Origin of the sequence: Aquitalea sp. ASV11 (assembly GCF_016429185.1) — a bacterium.
GTDB lineage: Bacteria > Pseudomonadota > Gammaproteobacteria > Burkholderiales > Chromobacteriaceae > Aquitalea > Aquitalea pelogenes.
In genome coordinates this window covers 17,425-32,780 of sequence record NZ_JAELUD010000021.1, presented here as the reverse complement: position 1 = coordinate 32,780, position 15,356 = coordinate 17,425, and the positions used below count along the sequence as shown (strand labels likewise).

Here is a 15,356-nt window from a genome sequence, read left to right as displayed (position 1 = left end):
AACTCCCTGGTTCAGTAGACGAAACTGCTAACGGAAACAACAAGACAAAAACATTCAGAAGCGCAGTGGCCACAGCCGGGCGCGGGCGCGCCAGCCTTGCCACAGCCGCGCCAGGCCGTCCGGCTCCTTGATCAGGAACAGGATGATCAGCACGCCAAAGATGATTTTTTGCAGATTTTCCAGCTGGCCGGCGGGCAGCACGCCGCTTAACAAGCTGCCGGACAGGATGGACAGCACGATGGGCAGCAGCACGATGAAGGCCGCGCCAAGGAAATTGCCCAGAATGCTGCCCATGCCGCCCAGGATGATGATGAACAGCACCTGAAACGAGCGGCTAAGGTCGAAACCATGCGGCTCCACCGTGCCCAGATAGGTAAACGCCCACAAGGAGCCAGCCACCCCCAGGATGAAAGAGCTGATGGCAAAGGCCAGCAATTTGGTACGCAGGATGGGGATGCCGATCACCGCAGCGGCAGTGTCCATATCGCGCACCGCCATCCAGTTGCGGCCCAGGCTGCTGCGTACCAGATTGGCCGCCAGCACAAACAGCGGCAGCACCACGCTCAGGGTGAGCAGATAACGCCCGGCCGGGCTGCCGAAATCGTGACCGGCCACCAGCAGCGGTGGTGCGGTGATTACGCCGGATTCGTTACCGTTGGAGAACCAGGCAAACTTGGTGAGCAGCCATTCGACAAAGAACTGTGCCGCCAGCGTGGACACCAGCAGATAAAAGCCCTTGATGCGCAGGCTGGGCAGGCCAAACACCACCCCCACTGCCGCGGCCACCACGCCACCAGCGACAAAGCTGAGCAAGAGCGGCAGGCCCGGCAGCAGGAATTGCAGCTTGTAGCTGGCAAATGCCCCCACCGCCATGAAAGCGGCCGAACCCAGCGACAGCTGGCCGGCATAGCCGGTAAGCAGGTTCAGCCCCAGCCCGGCCAGTGACAACACCAGAAACGGAATCAGAATGGCGCTGAACCAGTAGTCGTTGCCAATGAAGGGCAGCAGGCCAAAGGCCAGCGCCAGCAAGACCCACAGCGCGGCACGCTGCTGCCATAGCCGCAGTGCGCGGCCATCCTGCCGGTAGCGGGTGCTGAATTGGCCGGATTCCTGATAAAACATGCCTACTCTCCTTTTTAGAACTGCTAACAAAACCTCGTAGAGAACCCGAGCCAAGGCGCGCCGACGCAGACAGTACAGGTAGTACGGCAAGGAGGTGCAACGCAGGCACGGGGGTTTTGTTAGCGGGTCTTACACCCGTTCGATGGCACGCTCGCCAAACAAGCCCGCCGGCCGCAGCAACAGGAACAGCAGCGCCAGCACATAGGGAAACCAGTTTTCAATGCCACCGCTGAGCAGCGGCCCCAGATACACTTCCGCCAGTTTTTCGCTGGCCCCCACAATCAGGCCACCGACAATGGCACCGCCTATCGAGGTAAAGCCGCCGATAATCAGCACCGGCAAGGCCTTGAGCACGATCAGTGACAGGGAAAACTGCACGCCCAGCCGCGCGCCCCACAACAGCCCGGCCACCAGCCCCACCAACCCGGCCACTGCCCATACCAGCACCCACATGCGTTGCAGGCGGATGCCGACCGCCAGCGCGGCCAGCTGGTCGTCCGCCACTGCGCGCAGCGACAGGCCGATGCGGGTCTTGTTGAACAGCAAGGACAGCAGCAGCACCAACAGCCCGGCGCTAGCGGCGGCAAACAGGTCGAAGCGCGACAGCATCAGGCCGCCCAGCTCCAGCGGTGTGTCCTCGATGCCCAGGTCCAGCCCGTGCACCTGCGCGCCCCACAGCGCCTGGGCCACGCCCTCCACCACATAGCTCAGGCCTAGCGTGGCCATGAACAGGGTGATGGGTGGCCGGTTCACCAGATGGCGCAGCACCAGCCGCTCCAGCAACAGCGCCAGCAGCAGCATGGACAATAGGCTCAGCACAAAAGCCACCCAGAACGGCAGGCCACGCTCCAGCAGGCTGACAAAGGTGAGCGCGGCAAACAGCACCATCGAACCCTGGGCGAAATTGAATACCCCGCTGGCCTTGTAGATCAGCACGAAGCCGATGGCCACCAACGAGTACATCACCCCGGCCAGCAAGCCGCCGAGCAGTACTTCCATGAAAAACGACATCAGACAGCCCCCTTACAGGTCCCCGCCCCGCACGGGCAAGCTGGCGGGAACAAGGTGAACACGAATCAGAAAACAGGTTTCAGTGACGCTGCTGGCCCAGATAAGCGGCAATCACCTCGGGCAGCGCACGCACCGCTGCGGGCTCGCCATCGCCGATCTTGCGGCCGTAGTCCAGCACCACCACGTGGTCGGACAGTTCCATCACCACGCCGATGTCGTGTTCGATCAGCACGATGGTGGTGCCGAACACCTGGTTGACCTCGCGGATGAACTGGCTCATTTCGCGTTTTTCTTCGCGGTTCATCCCGGCCATGGGTTCATCCAGCAACAGCAGGCGTGGCCGGGCTGCCAATGCCCGCCCAAGCTCCACCCGCTTTTGCAGGCCATAAGGCAGCTGGCCCACCGGGATGTGCCGCCAGGCTTGCAGGCGCAGAAAGGCAATCACCTCCTCGGCTACCGCACGCTGGGCTTCTTCATCGGCCACCGCACGGCCTACACGGAAGGCCAGCTCCAGCCAGCTGCTGCGGCTGGCCAGGTTGCGACCGGTGAGGATGTTGTCCAGCACGCTCATGCCCTTGAACAGCGCAATGTTCTGGAAGGTGCGGGCAATGCCTGCCACCGCAGCCTCGTGCGGCTGCATGGCGCGGCGGGCGCGACCGGCAAAGCGGATTTCCCCTTGCTGCGGCTGGTACACCCCGTTGATGACATTGAGCAAGGAGCTCTTGCCCGCGCCATTGGGGCCGATCAAGGCGCAGATTTCCCCTTCGGCCACGTCAAAGCCGATGTCGGTCACCGCCTTGACACCCTTGAAGCTCAGGGAGATGTGCGCCAGGCTCAGCAAGGGCGCTACGGTCTGGGACATAGTGTTGTTTCCATTTCTTGATTCAGGCTTGCAGGGGAGGCGTAGTGGAAGGCCGCCATTGCTGCGTGCTGCCTTCCGGTTCTGGCTGCAGCGCTCTTTGCTGCCATTCACCGCTATCCGGCCAGTTGCGCACCTCTACCCCCAGCACGGCAAAGAAGTGGCGGGTGTTTTCCGCCAGCGGCGCACCCAGCAGCAACGGGACACGCGTGCGGCTGAAACCCAGTACGTCGCGCAGCGGGCGAATCACGCTGTAATACCCGGCCCAGCGCCAGAAGCGCCCGGCATCCGGTTGCAGCACGCGGTCTACCAGTGCACGTTGCCAGCTGCCGGTAGGTGGCAGACGGCTGCGTGCCAGCTGTTCCAGCCGGCTGTAGGTTTCGCGCGTACCGGCCACCAGGGTGGGGCCCAGTTCGCGACGGTCGTTGTCGCGCGTGGCAAGGTTTTCCGGGAAATTCAGCCGGAAACCGGCTTGCAGCCACGGTGCCAGCAGGTAGCGCACCTGGGCGGAACTGGCAAAGGCACGCGAGGCCAGTGCGTCTTCATTGGCAGTCAGGCCTTCGGCCTGTAACAGCTGGCTGCCCGCCTGCAGCAAATGGCCATGCTGCAAGGCCTGCTGTTGCAGCTCGCCCCGGCCATCCACCCGCCAGAAGCGGAAGGCCACCGCGCTGTTACTGGCCAGCAAGGCGGGCGCAGGCAAGGCCGCGCCTGCTTGCTGCAACTGCGCAACCGACAGCCAGCCTGGGCCTACCCGCTGCTGCAAGCCACGCCCTTCGGTGTAGAGCAATAGCGCGGGGCTGGGCAAATCACGCGGCAGGCTGTGCAGGGCCTCGGCATCCTCCACCAGCAGCCAGCGCGGCTGTAAGTGCAGCAGGATGGCCTGCAAGTCACGCACCGGCTGTTGCGGGTCCAGCGCCACCGCCTCCCCGCCCAGCCACTGAGCCGCCAGGCTGAGCAACAGCACTTCGGGGCGCGGGTGACTGAGCAACACCAGGCTGTGCCCGGCCGCAAAGCCTTGCGCAGCCAGACCAGCCGCCAGTGCGGCCACTTGCTGCTGCAGCTCGGCCCAGCGCCATTGCTGCCAGATACCCAGCCGCTTGTGGCGCAAGGCAATGGCCTGCGGCTGTTGGTCGGCCTGCCATGCCAGCCAGGCTGGCAGGCTGGCGCTGCCGGGCAGCGGTGCTTCCTGATGTCGCTTCATCACCCTTGCTCCTGTCAGGCGGCTACGGCTTCGTGCTCTTTGGCGCGCGCTTCCAGCTCACGCACCAGCGGCAGCACTTTTTCGCCGAAGTAGGCCACTTCTTCCTGGAAGTGCAGGAAGCCGCCCAGCACCAGGTCCACTCCCACGGCCTTCAGGGCGACGATGCGCTCGGCAATCTGCTGCGGGGTGCCAATCAGGTTGGTCTTGAAGCCGTCGTTGTACTGCACCAGGTCTTCAAAGGTGGACTTGGCCCAGTTGCCCTCGCCTTCCGGGCTGGCCTGACCGGCCTGCTTCACCGCATCGCCAAAAGCGTTGACGGCTTCCGGGTCGGCCTTGTCGATGATTTCGGCCAGCACGGCGCGGGCTTCTTCTTCGGTATCGCGGGCAATGATGAAGGCGTTGACGCCAATCTTGACCTGATGGCCGTTGACTGCTGCCTTGGCGCGGATGTCGTCCACCTGCGCCTTGATGCCTTCCACGGTATTGCCGTTGGTGAAGTACCAGTCGGACACACGTGAAGCCATGTCACGCGCGGCACGCGAGCTGCCACCCTGGAAGATTTCCGGGTGCGGCTGTTGCAGCGGTTTCGGCTTCAGGGTGTAGTCGCTGAAGCGGTAGAAGTCGCCCTTGAAGCTGAAGTTGTCCTGGGTCCAGATGCCCTTGAGCACGCGGATGAATTCTTCCGAACGGCGATAGCGTTCGTCATGCTCCAGCCACGGTTCGCCAATGGCGGTGAATTCGCCCTGGAACCAGCCGGAAACGATATTGACTGCCACGCGGCCACCGGTGAGGTGGTCGATGGTGGCAATCTGCTTGGCCAGCACCGCCGGCGTCCACGGGCCGGGCAGAATGGCGGCAATCACACGCAGTTTTTCGGTGGCGGCCAGCAGCGCATGGCTGAAGGAAACCGACTCGTGCTGGTATTCCGCGCCATAACCGGCGGTAAAGCGGATTTGCGACAGCGCGTATTCAAAGCCGGCCTTCTCGGCGATTTGCGCCAGCTTGCGGTTGTAGTCGATGTCCCAGCTGGTGCGCTGTTCGATCTTGCTGACCACCAGGCCACCGCTGACATTGGGTACCCAGTAGGCAAACTTGATGGCGTTTTGTGCTTGGCTCATGTGATTTCTCCGTGTAGATGCAGGTAATGGTCAAGAGGGCAATGCAGTGTTGATTCAGGCCAGGGAAGATGTCGTGCTGGCGGACTGCGCGCTGGCAATCACCGGCTGGCGGTGGCTGATCAGCGGCAAGGCGCGCTCTACCGCCAGGCGGATGCGTGCCTGCAAGGCGCTATCGCTGACCTGGTAGTCGCTGAAGTCGGCCTCGGCGGCGTATACCCCAAGCGGCAGGGTTTGCGCCTGGAAGAAGCTGAACAGGGGGCGCAGCTGATGTTCGATCACCAGCGCATGGCGCTCGCTGCCACCGGTTGCAGCCAGCAGTACCGGCAGGTCGAACAGGGCTTCGTGATGCACGAAGTCAAAGAAGTGCTTGAACAGGCCGGTGTAGCTGGCGCGGTAAACCGGGCTGGCGACAATCAGCAAGTCGGCCTGCTCCACCGCCTGAATGGCTTCGCGCACGGATTCCGGCAAATCCGCCGGACGGGTGACGCCACCGTAGTGCGGGGCCAGATCGCCCAGTTCGATCACACGGGCTTCAACTGGCAGGTGGCCGGACAATTCGGCCAGCAAGGCCTGCACCAGCGCCAGGGTGCGCGAGGGGCGCTGCAGACTGCCGGATACGGCAACAACATTAAAAGAGTGGCTCATGCTTGCTCCATCATCAGGGTTCTCCTGATACATAGCAGTAAACGTGCCAGCTTTATTTTTCTTTAATATCAATAACTTGCACAAATTTAACCATAACCGGCAACTGCTGCTGCCGCACCAGCATGCTGACCGGCTGCTGCCTGGGCAGCACCGGCAAAACCATGCAAAACAAAGCAGGATTGCTGATATGCAAAAAACATCAATCTCAATCCTCTGCCGCTTGTTTCGAATACAAAAAAGCACACCCCACAGGGTGTGCTTTTCATGATGAAGACGGTTGTCGGACCGGTCTGGCTTCAGCTTATTTGCCGTCCCACACGATGTCCTTTACCACCAGCGGCTTGGGAATCAGCTTCAGCTTGAAGAAGGTGTCGGCAATGCGCTGCTGCTCTGCCACCACCTTGCCATCCAGCAGCTTGACGCCATAGCCGGAGCGCTTGGCTGCTACCTGCACAATGTCCTTGTCCAGGCCGATCTGGCTGGACAGCTCGGCAGACACCTCCGGGATATGGCTCTTGCCCCAGGCATCCAGCCGTTGCAGTTCTTCCAGCACCACCTTGATGACTTTGGGATTGCTGGCCACATAAGGCTTGCGTGCCAGGTAGAACTGGGTGTTGTTGACAATGCCCTTGCCGTCCGCCAGCTGACGGGCATTCAATTGCTTCTCGGCAGCTGCCAGGAAGGGGTCCCAGATCACCCAGGCATCCACGCTGCCCTGCTGGAAGGCGGCGCGGCCATCAGCCGGGTTGAGGAATACCGGGGTGATGTCTTCGTATTTCAGCCCGGCTTTTTCCAGCGCGCGCACCAACAGATAGTGCACATTGGAGCCCTTGTTCAGCGCCACGCGCTTGCCTTTGAGGTCTTTTACACTGCGGATGGGCGAATCCTTGCCCACCACGATGGCCTCGCCTTCCGGTGCGGCCGGTTCATTGGCCAGATACAACAGGTCGGCACCGGCTGCCTGGGCAAAGATGGGCGGGGTTTCACCGGTGGTGCCCAGGTCCACGCTACCCACGTTCAGTGCTTCCAGCAGTTGCGGGCCGCCGGGGAATTCCGCCCATTTCACCTTGACGCCCAGCGGGGCCAGGCGTTTTTCCAGCGTGCCCTGCGCTTTCAGCAGCACCAGCGTGCCGTATTTCTGATAACCGATATTCAGCGTGTCGCTGCCTGCAGCCAGCGCGGTGGCCGACAGCGAAGACAGCGCAAGGCCGGCAGCAGCCAGCAGGCCCAGTACACGACGACGGGTGGGGTTGAAGTGTTGCATCACGATTCCTTGTTGTTTGCAGTATGAGCTTCGGTTTTTGTCAGCCAATCTACAGGCCGAACAGGCGGGCGGCATTGCCGTACAGCACCTTGTCCAGCACATGGGGCCGCAGGCCCAGGCCGTGCAGGTCGTCTATCGACTGGCCGATGGGGCGGAAGGGATAGGACGAGCCAAACAGCAGCTGGTCGGCCATGAAGCCGTTGGCCGCCTCGATATACAGCTGGCTGCCGGGCAGGAACTGGTACATGTCCGGCACTACCAGCACGTTTTCGTGACGGAAGGCAATGCCGACAATCTCCGCCACCCGCGGCCAGTAGCCGTGGTAGCAAACAATGGGCAAATGCGGGAAATCCGCCGCCACCCGTGCCACACCGGCCGGGTCGTTAAAGCGCGGGTCCGGCGTGGTGGGGCCGGACATCAAAAACACCGGCACGCCCAGTGCGGCGCAGGCCTCATAAACGGGGTAGTACACCGCATCGTCCGGCTGGCGCGCCGGCACACCAAAACCCGGTTCGATATCAATACCGGCCAGGCCCAGTTGCCTGATGGCGCGCTCGGCCTCTGCCACCGCCGCCTGCTCGCCCTGCAAGGCCGGGTCCACCCCGGCAATGCCCAGCAGGCTGTCATGGCCATGGACGATCTGGTGAATGGTGTCATTAGGCAGATGCTGGCCCGGCGTATGCCGCCCCACCACCACCGCACGACTCAGCCCGGCGTTTTCCACTTCATCCAGAAAACCCTGCTGGGTAAGCGAGGAGACAAAGTGCTGGTCGTCACGCGAACCCACGCGGCGGTTGAGCCAGCGCGCGGCTTCGTAAGCCTGCGTGCCGGGCGAGGCACCAAAGAAGTCGTGCAGGAAGGCAGGCCTGCAACGCATGTCGATCACCCTCATGCCGCCTCCGTTTCGGCCACGGTTTTCTGCACCACGGTGCTGGCATCAAACGGCCCGCCGGTCTGCACGCGGTCGTCGCCATACACCCAGCGCTTGCCCGGCAACAGCGGGAACACCAGTTCGGCAAAGCGGTAGGCTTCTTCCAGATGCGGGTAGCCGGAGAGGACAAAGCTGTCCACGCCCAGGTCGGCATATTCCTTCAGCCGCGCGGCCACGGTTTGTGCATCGCCCACCAGCGCGGTACCGGCACCGCCACGTACCAGGCCGACACCGGCCCACAGATTGGGGCTGACTTCCAGCTGGTCACGCTTGCCACCGTGCAGCGCGGCCATGCGACGCTGGCCTTCGGAATCCATGGCGGCAAAACGCTGCTGCACCTTGGCAATCACTTCGTCATCCAGATGGCTGATCAGCGCATTGGCCGCCGCCCAGGCTTGCTCGGTGGTTTCGCGCACAATCACATGCAGGCGCACGCCAAAGCGCACGGTGCGGCCCAGCCTGGCGGCGCGGGCGCGCACATCGGCAATCTTCTCGGCCACGGCTGCCGGGGGTTCTCCCCAGGTGAGGTAGGCTTCCACATGTTCGGCCGCCAGGTCGTGCGCGGCATTGGACGAGCCGCCAAAGTACAAGGGAGGTGCCGGTTTCTGTACCGGCTCGAAGAAGTTCTGCGCGTTTTCCACCGTGTGGTATTTACCGGCGTAGCTGACGGTTTCCCCGGCGAGCAGACGTTTCCAGATATGCAGGAATTCGCTGGCTTCTTCGTAACGCTGGTCGTGATCGAGGAAAATGCCGTCGGCGGCCAGTTCGGCCGAATCGCCCCCCGCCACCACATTCAGCAGCAGACGGCCATTGCTGGCCTGGTCCAGCGTGGCGGCCATACGCGCGGCAGCGGTGGGCTTGGTCAGCGCGGTGCGCAGTGCCACCAACAGCTTCAGCCGACTGGTGACCGGCACCAGACTGGAGGCGGTGACCCACGGGTCCAGGCAGCCGCTGCCAGTGGGAATGAGGATGCCGTCGTAACCAAGATTGTCCGCCGCCACGGCAATTTGCCGCAGGTATTCATTGCTGACGGCGCGGCCGGAGCCGGACTGGCCCAGATAACGGGTATCGCCGGAGGTCGGCAGAAACCAGAAGATGTCGAGACTCATGCTGCTTCCTTTGCTGGCAGATTGCATGACGCCGCAGCGCACCGGACTGGCGGCTGTGGCATGAAGGTGATGGGCCGATTCTAGTCAGCGCCCTGCACTGCACGAACCAAGGAAAACAGCAAAGCTAATCAATTTAAGTCATAACCTGTCATGACAGCTTGCCCGGCGTTTGGGCTTATACTCGGCACAATCCAATCAAGCCCTGCCCGCTCATGACCACATTAGCCACGCCCCAGGCCCTGCATGCCCGCATCCGCGAAAGCCTGCGCAGCCAGATTCTCAGCGGCCATTACGGCCAGCACGACAAACTGCCATCGGAAAAGCAGCTGATGGAAAGCTTTGGCGTCAGCCGCATTACCGTGCGCCATGCGCTGGGCGCACTGGAACAGGAAGGCATGATCTTCCGCATTGCCGGCAAAGGCTGCTATGTAGCCAAGAGCAAACCCGCGCAGACCCTTACCCGGCTGCAAGGCTTTGCCGAGGCCATGCACAGCCAGGGCTACGCCGCCTGCAACCGGGTGCTGAGCCTGCAAACCCTGCCCGCCAGCGAAACCGTGGCGCTGGCCTTTGGCATGACCGTAGGTACACCCATGGTGGAACTGCGCCGCCTGCGCTATCTGGACAATCTGCCGGTGTCGCTGGACATCAGTTACTTCACCCAGGAACTGGGCTTGCGGCTGGCGCGCGAAGACCTGGCCAGCCGCGACGTGTTTCATATTCTGGAAAACGACTACGGCCTGCCGCTGGGCCATGCGGACCTCAGCATAGAAGCCACACTGGCCAGCGCAGAAGAAGCGCAGCTGCTGGACGTCAGCACAGGAGCACCTCTGCTGGCGCTGCAACGCATGACCCGTGGTGCCGATGGCGCCGGGCTGGAGCTGGACTTCATCCGTTACCGTGCCGACCGCTTTCGCTACCAGCTGCGGGTGGAGCGCAATTAAGCCAGCGTCCTGTGCAACAGCCCCCTGCTGCGCAGGCAGCAGCCAGCCAGCACCGTTGTGCTGATTTACAGCAAAAAGCCGCATTTTTCGAGGTAAAACCAGGCATTTTCGCAGGCACGCTTATTGCCATTCTTGTGGCATCCCCGGATATCCGGACTTACACAAGGAAACGCGATGACGACCTCCCTGAGCGACCAAGCTGCCGTTCGTGTCAACTCTCCCGAGCCTTTCGCCGCCCGCCCGCGCCCGACCACTCCGGCGCACATCATCCGCGACGATGCCGAAGCCATCGCCGTGGCGCGTCAGCTGGCCATCCGTTTTGCCCACGATGCCGCCCTGCGCGACCGCGAGGGCCTGCTGCCGCTGGCCGAAGTGGATGCCTACTCGCAAAGCGGCCTGTGGGGCATCAACGTGCCCAAGGCCTATGGCGGCGCAGGCGTGTCCTACGCCACGCTGGCCGAGGTGATCAAGATCATCGCCGAAGCCGACTCCAGCATCGCCCAGATCACCCAGAACCATCTGGCCATCAACCTGCATATCGCACTGGATGGCAGCGAGGCGCAAAAGCAGGAACTGTTTGGCCTGGTATTGCAGGGCTACCGCTTTGGCAATGCCTTCTCCGAACTCAACAGCAAGACCGTGGCCGCGTTTGAAACCCGCTACCAGCTTGACGGTGACACGGCGGTGGTAAATGGCGAGAAGTTCTACACCACCGGCGCACTGCTGGCCCATATCGTGCCCATCGTGGCGGTGGGTGAAGACGGCCTGGGCGCACTGGTATTTGCCGACCGTGACACCCCGGGGCTGAGCGTGATCAACAACTGGTCCAGCTTTGGCCAGCGCACCACCGCCTCCGGCGGCGTGAAGATTGAACAGGTACGCGTACCGGCCAGCCGCGTGCTGCCGATTGCCGCCTTCGACACCCCCACCGTAGCCGGGCCGGTATCGCAAATCATCCAGGCCGCCATCGACGGTGGCATTGCCCGCGCCGCGCTGGCGGACACCATCGAGTTCATCCGTTCGCAAAGCCGCCCATGGCTGGATAGCGGCAAGGACAAGGCCGCCGACGACCCGTTTACCGTCTCCGCCATAGGCCTGCTGGAAATCCGCCTGCATGCTGCCGAGGCGCTGCTGGAAAAGGCCGGCCGCCTGATCGACGCCGCCCTGGGCCAGCCGGATGAAAGCAGCGTGGCACTGGCCACCGTTGCCACCGCCGAAGCCAAGGTGCTGACCACCGAAATTGCCATCGAGGCCAGCAACAAGCTGTTCGAACTGGCCGGCACCCGCGCCACGCTGATTGCCCACAACCTGGACCGCCACTGGCGCAATGCCCGCGTGCACACCCTGCACGACCCGGTGCGCTGGAAATACTTCCACATCGGCAACTACTACCTGAACCACATTGCGCCGCCGCGCCATCCGTGGAACTAAGCCATCACCGGCAGTGCGGCAGTGCAGCACTGCCGGTATTCGCCCAATCGCCAAACAGGAAACAACCATGAGCCAACACACTCTGCCGGACGACCTGTCCACCGGCACCGACTACGAAACCCTGGCCCAGCGCTTTCGCCCCATCTTTGCCGAAATCGCCCAGACCGCCCTGCAACGCGAACGCGAACGCAAGCTGCCCTACGAGCCGATCAACTGGCTGAAACAGGCCGGTTTTGGCGCGGTGCGCGTGCCCAAGCGATATGGCGGGGCCGGTGCCTCACTGCCGCAGTTGTTCCAGCTGCTGGTGGAACTGGCCACCGCCGACTCCAATCTGCCGCAAGCGCTGCGCGGCCATTTCGCCTTTGTCGAAGACCGCCTGAATGCCCCGGCAAGCCCGGAACGCGCAGTCTGGTTCCAGCGCTTTGTTGCCGGTGAAATTGTCGGCAATGCCTGGACCGAAATCGGCGAAGTGGCCGTGGGTGAGGTCATTACCCGCGTCAGCCGCCAGGGCGACAAACTGCTGCTCAATGGCCGCAAGTTCTACAGTACCGGCAGTATTTTTGCCGACTGGATCGATGTTTACGCCCAGGTGGATGGCAGCAACCAGGACGTGATTGCCGCCATCCGCACCAATGACCCCGGCGTAACACAAAGCGACGACTGGGACGGCTTTGGCCAGCGCACCACCGGCAGCGGCACTTCCGTGTTTGAAAACGTGACGGTGGAACCGGAAAACCTGATCGACTTTGCCAGCCGCTTCAAATACCAGACCGCCTTCTACCAGCTGGTATTGCTGGCGGTGCTGGCCGGCATCGGCAAGGCGGTGGAGCGTGATGTGGCGCAGCAGGTGCGCGACAGAAAGCGCGTATTCAGCACCGGCAACGCCAGCAGCGTGAGTCAGGATGCGCAGATCCAGCAAGTGGTGGGTGAAATCTCCGCCCTGGCCTATGCCGCCGAAGCCACCGCCATTCGCGCCGCCCACCCGGCCCAGCGCGCTTACGAAGCCCGCTTTGGCAACGATGCCGCGCGCGAACGCCAGGCCAATATCGACGCCGAGCTGGAATCGGGCAAGGCACAGATCGTGGTATCCGAGCTGGTATTGCGTGCCGCCACCCAGCTGTTCAACGCGCTGGGCGCATCGTCAGCCCGCGCCGAACTGCTGCTGGACCGCCACTGGCGCAATGCCCGCACCGTAGCTTCGCACAATCCGCTGATCTACAAGGCGCGCATTGCCGGTGACTGGGCCATCAACGGCACCGAACCGCCTTATGTCTGGCAGATTGGCCGCGGCAAGGCCTGATGGTTTTACGAAGCAGAAAATGAAAAGGCCCGCGCTTGCGGGCCTTTTTTGATTGATGGCTTATGTGCAGCATGGAAAATCATCTACGGCAGAATATATTCATTCCGAAAATTGCATGATTATCAGCAGCGACACAGCAGACATGCGTCGCAGGCAGCACACATAAATCTGTCCAATGAAAACAGCATCACAATCATTCATGCAACATTGGAACAATAGGCATTGTTTTTCAAGAACAACGCTGACTGCGCCTTATTTTCAGGCAATATAAAATATATTCAGCGCTGGCATGCATATTGCAATCAAACAGGAATTCAATCCAACCACCGGAGTAGTCATCAATGAGAAGAAAATTCCTGCTATCTGTGCTGGCTATTGCCACCTCGCTGGCTGCCACACACTGCTTTGCCGAGACCGCCATTCCATCCCTCAGCGGAAAACGCATTGCGCTGAGCACGGTAGGTACCAGCATTTACTATGACAGCCGTGCATTTCAGGCTGAAATTGACGAGGTAAAACGGCTGGGTGGCATCCCCATCACACTGGATGCAGGTCGCAATGACAAGGCACTGGTTACACAACTGCAAACCGTCGTTGCCCAGAAACCGGATGCTGTCATTCAATTGCTGGGAACGTCCTCTGTCATTGAACCCTGGCTGAAAAAAATCAAGGATGCCGGCATCCCCTTGTTTACCGTGGAAGCCGAATCCCGCTACAGTATCAATGACGTCACTGCCAATAATTACGAAGTTGGCCTGCAGCTTGCCGAAAAGCTGGTAAAAGACCTGAAGGGCAAGGGAAATATTCTTGCATTCAATGGCTTTTATGGCGTAAAAAGTTGCGGACTTCGCTACGATGCTTTGAAAAAAGTATTGGAAAAATATCCGGATATCAAAATCATCCAGCCGGAATTGCGTGATGTGATTCCCAATACGGTGCAGGATGCCTATTCGCAAGTCACTGCACTGCTGAACAAATATCCCAAGGGAAGCGTACAGGCGATATGGGCCGCCTGGGATGTGCCACAACTAGGCGCGACCAAGGCATTGATTGATGCCAAGCGCAAGGAAATCCTGACTTACGGTGTGGATGGCTCGCCGGAAATCATCAACCTGCTCAGCCAGGGTGATGCGCCAATTGGTGCGGTCATTGCACAACAACCGGCGCTGGCTGGCCGTATCGCGGTACAGAATGTTGCCCGTTATCTGGCGGGGCAGAAAAACCTGCCCAAAACCAGCCCGGTACCCACGCTGCTGGCCACCAGCGCCAATGTCGCAGAAATCAAACGCATTCGCGGCGACAAATAAAGTAGCAAACGGAAAGTTTCATTCCGCCCCATCCCCATGCCAGCATGGGGATTTTTCATGCCCGGCCGGACCAGCCAGCAACATCATCACCAACAAAAAAAGGGCGTCTGCATGACGCCCTTCATCCCTGACCACTAGCCAGTCAGACCGGACTACCGCGCCGGGCTCCAAAACTGATGATCAGCACCAGCAGGATAAACCCACCGGTCGCTACCTGCTGCCAAAAGAAACTCCAGCCAATCAGCAACAGGCCGTTTGCCACAATATTCAGGAACAGCACACCAGCCAGGGTTCCCAGCACATTGGCCCGCCCGGATCGATTCAAGGTGGTGCCGATAAACGTTGCACCAATTGCATTCATCAAAAAGGCATTTCCGGACAATGGCACATAGGAGCTGACCGTGGTGGTGAGCAGGATACCGGCAACCGCCGCCAGAAAGGCGGCCACCACAAATACCGAGCCGGTAATCCAGCGTGCGGACAAGCCGGTATACCGCACCACGGCCGGCTGCAGACCGGTAGCAGTCAGCAAGCGGCCATAAGATGTTTTCCCCAGCACAACAGCCGCCACAGCAGCCAGCAGCAAGGCAAGAATGATCGGCAGCGGAATGCCCAGCAGGCTGGTACCAACCGTGTTGAGCTGTGCCGCATGATCGATGTAAATGGGCTGACCGCCGTTGGATAGCAATTGCTGGGTACTGGTGCCGATAAACAAGGTACCCAGTGTTGCCAGGAAGGGCGTGATTCTCAGGTAGCCGGTCAATACCGCATTGAAAGCACCCGCCAGCAAACCGGCCAGCAAAGCCAGCACAATGGCCGCAGCCGGTGAATAGCCATGATTGAGTGCCAGCACCAGGGCCAGGCCGGAAAAATCCAGCGCCGTCCCCACCGACAAATCAATCCCCCCGGTAGCCACCACAAAGGTCATGCTGACCGCTGTAATGGCAAGAATGGAAAAATTGTTCAGTAGCAGGCTCTTCCAGTTTGGCAGCGTCAGGAATGCCGGTGCCTGCATGGCAAAGAAAACCACCAGCACGATGATGAGGGCGGGTACCAGCAAGCGTACCCACGCCCCCTCCTTCAGAAGCGCCCGATTGTAGATGTGTGCAAGCGGCAT

15 protein-coding genes are annotated in these 15,356 nt (G+C 61.2%); 4 read left to right on the top strand and 11 right to left on the bottom strand.

Going from position 1 to position 15,356, the window contains the following annotated elements; all coding sequences use genetic code 11:
- Window positions 1-54: 54 nt before the first annotated feature.
- The 10 genes from JHD62_RS09120 to ssuD form a co-directional block, all read right to left on the bottom strand.
- Window positions 55-1,122, bottom strand: coding sequence for a branched-chain amino acid ABC transporter permease (locus JHD62_RS09120; protein WP_199102626.1), 1,068 nt, complete (start codon window positions 1,120-1,122; stop codon window positions 55-57).
- Between the two features lie 129 nt (window positions 1,123-1,251).
- Window positions 1,252-2,133: a branched-chain amino acid ABC transporter permease gene (locus JHD62_RS09115; protein WP_199102625.1), complete on the bottom strand. Its 882-nt coding sequence runs from the start codon at window positions 2,131-2,133 to the stop codon at window positions 1,252-1,254.
- A 79-nt stretch (window positions 2,134-2,212) separates the two neighbouring features.
- A complete protein-coding gene (locus tag JHD62_RS09110; protein ID WP_199102624.1) occupies window positions 2,213-2,995 on the bottom strand; it encodes an ABC transporter ATP-binding protein in 783 nt (260 codons plus the stop codon).
- 22 nt (window positions 2,996-3,017) lie between these two features.
- Complete coding sequence (locus JHD62_RS09105) at window positions 3,018-4,193, bottom strand: AMP-binding protein (RefSeq protein WP_199102623.1); 1,176 nt, start codon at window positions 4,191-4,193, stop codon at window positions 3,018-3,020.
- Between the two features lie 14 nt (window positions 4,194-4,207).
- Entirely contained in the window at window positions 4,208-5,311 is a 1,104-nt protein-coding gene (gene sfnG / locus JHD62_RS09100; RefSeq protein WP_059286526.1) for a dimethylsulfone monooxygenase SfnG, read from the bottom strand.
- A 54-nt stretch (window positions 5,312-5,365) separates the two neighbouring features.
- Window positions 5,366-5,956: an FMN reductase gene (gene msuE, locus JHD62_RS09095; protein WP_062788818.1), complete on the bottom strand. Its 591-nt coding sequence runs from the start codon at window positions 5,954-5,956 to the stop codon at window positions 5,366-5,368.
- Between the two features lie 86 nt (window positions 5,957-6,042).
- Window positions 6,043-6,222, bottom strand: coding sequence for a hypothetical protein (locus JHD62_RS09090; protein WP_199102622.1), 180 nt, complete (start codon window positions 6,220-6,222; stop codon window positions 6,043-6,045).
- Between the two features lie 35 nt (window positions 6,223-6,257).
- Window positions 6,258-7,220, bottom strand: a complete 963-nt coding sequence (locus JHD62_RS09085; protein ID WP_199102621.1) for a sulfonate ABC transporter substrate-binding protein — start codon at window positions 7,218-7,220, stop codon at window positions 6,258-6,260.
- 49 nt (window positions 7,221-7,269) lie between these two features.
- On the bottom strand, window positions 7,270-8,112 hold the full coding sequence (locus JHD62_RS09080; protein ID WP_199102620.1) for an amidohydrolase family protein: 843 nt from the start codon (window positions 8,110-8,112) through the stop codon (window positions 7,270-7,272).
- Window positions 8,109-9,260, bottom strand: a complete 1,152-nt coding sequence (gene ssuD / locus JHD62_RS09075; protein WP_199053146.1) for an FMNH2-dependent alkanesulfonate monooxygenase — start codon at window positions 9,258-9,260, stop codon at window positions 8,109-8,111. Before ssuD ends, JHD62_RS09080 begins: the two co-directional genes overlap by 4 nt.
- A gap of 212 nt (window positions 9,261-9,472) precedes the next feature.
- On the opposite strand from ssuD, the gene JHD62_RS09070 reads away from it, so the two are divergent.
- The 4 genes from JHD62_RS09070 to JHD62_RS09055 all read left to right on the top strand — a co-directional run bounded on the left by JHD62_RS09070 (window position 9,473) and on the right by JHD62_RS09055 (window position 14,239).
- The gene (locus JHD62_RS09070; protein ID WP_199102619.1) at window positions 9,473-10,201 is read left to right on the top strand and encodes a GntR family transcriptional regulator; all 729 of its coding nucleotides are present in this window, start codon (window positions 9,473-9,475) and stop codon (window positions 10,199-10,201) included.
- 174 nt (window positions 10,202-10,375) lie between these two features.
- On the top strand, window positions 10,376-11,632 hold the full coding sequence (locus tag JHD62_RS09065) for an SfnB family sulfur acquisition oxidoreductase (RefSeq protein ID WP_199102618.1): 1,257 nt from the start codon (window positions 10,376-10,378) through the stop codon (window positions 11,630-11,632).
- 67 nt (window positions 11,633-11,699) lie between these two features.
- Entirely contained in the window at window positions 11,700-12,932 is a 1,233-nt protein-coding gene (locus JHD62_RS09060; RefSeq protein WP_199102617.1) for an acyl-CoA dehydrogenase family protein, read from the top strand.
- A gap of 341 nt (window positions 12,933-13,273) precedes the next feature.
- The gene (locus JHD62_RS09055) at window positions 13,274-14,239 is read left to right on the top strand and encodes a sugar ABC transporter substrate-binding protein (protein WP_199102616.1); all 966 of its coding nucleotides are present in this window, start codon (window positions 13,274-13,276) and stop codon (window positions 14,237-14,239) included.
- A gap of 142 nt (window positions 14,240-14,381) precedes the next feature.
- Here the strand turns inward: JHD62_RS09055 and JHD62_RS09050 are convergent, their stop codons facing one another.
- Window positions 14,382-15,356 carry an ABC transporter permease gene (locus JHD62_RS09050; protein ID WP_199102615.1) on the bottom strand — a complete coding sequence of 325 codons (975 nt, stop codon included), beginning with the start codon at window positions 15,354-15,356 and terminating at the stop codon, window positions 14,382-14,384.

Excerpts from the sequence above, each read along its gene's own strand:
- JHD62_RS09120 (WP_199102626.1), bottom strand. The coding sequence starts at position 1,122 with ATGTTTTATCAGGAATCCGGCCAATTCAGCACCCGCTACCGGCAGGAT.
- JHD62_RS09115 (WP_199102625.1), bottom strand. The coding sequence starts at position 2,133 with ATGTCGTTTTTCATGGAAGTACTGCTCGGCGGCTTGCTGGCCGGGGTG.
- JHD62_RS09110 (WP_199102624.1), bottom strand. The coding sequence starts at position 2,995 with ATGTCCCAGACCGTAGCGCCCTTGCTGAGCCTGGCGCACATCTCCCTG.
- JHD62_RS09105 (WP_199102623.1), bottom strand. The coding sequence starts at position 4,193 with ATGAAGCGACATCAGGAAGCACCGCTGCCCGGCAGCGCCAGCCTGCCA.
- sfnG (WP_059286526.1), bottom strand. The coding sequence starts at position 5,311 with ATGAGCCAAGCACAAAACGCCATCAAGTTTGCCTACTGGGTACCCAAT.
- msuE (WP_062788818.1), bottom strand. The coding sequence starts at position 5,956 with ATGAGCCACTCTTTTAATGTTGTTGCCGTATCCGGCAGTCTGCAGCGC.
- JHD62_RS09090 (WP_199102622.1), bottom strand. The coding sequence starts at position 6,222 with ATGAAAAGCACACCCTGTGGGGTGTGCTTTTTTGTATTCGAAACAAGC.
- JHD62_RS09085 (WP_199102621.1), bottom strand. The coding sequence starts at position 7,220 with ATGCAACACTTCAACCCCACCCGTCGTCGTGTACTGGGCCTGCTGGCT.
- JHD62_RS09080 (WP_199102620.1), bottom strand. The coding sequence starts at position 8,112 with ATGAGGGTGATCGACATGCGTTGCAGGCCTGCCTTCCTGCACGACTTC.
- ssuD (WP_199053146.1), bottom strand. The coding sequence starts at position 9,260 with ATGAGTCTCGACATCTTCTGGTTTCTGCCGACCTCCGGCGATACCCGT.
- JHD62_RS09070 (WP_199102619.1), top strand. The coding sequence starts at position 9,473 with ATGACCACATTAGCCACGCCCCAGGCCCTGCATGCCCGCATCCGCGAA.
- JHD62_RS09065 (WP_199102618.1), top strand. The coding sequence starts at position 10,376 with ATGACGACCTCCCTGAGCGACCAAGCTGCCGTTCGTGTCAACTCTCCC.
- JHD62_RS09060 (WP_199102617.1), top strand. The coding sequence starts at position 11,700 with ATGAGCCAACACACTCTGCCGGACGACCTGTCCACCGGCACCGACTAC.
- JHD62_RS09055 (WP_199102616.1), top strand. The coding sequence starts at position 13,274 with ATGAGAAGAAAATTCCTGCTATCTGTGCTGGCTATTGCCACCTCGCTG.
- JHD62_RS09050 (WP_199102615.1), bottom strand. The coding sequence starts at position 15,356 with ATGCCGCTTGCACACATCTACAATCGGGCGCTTCTGAAGGAGGGGGCG.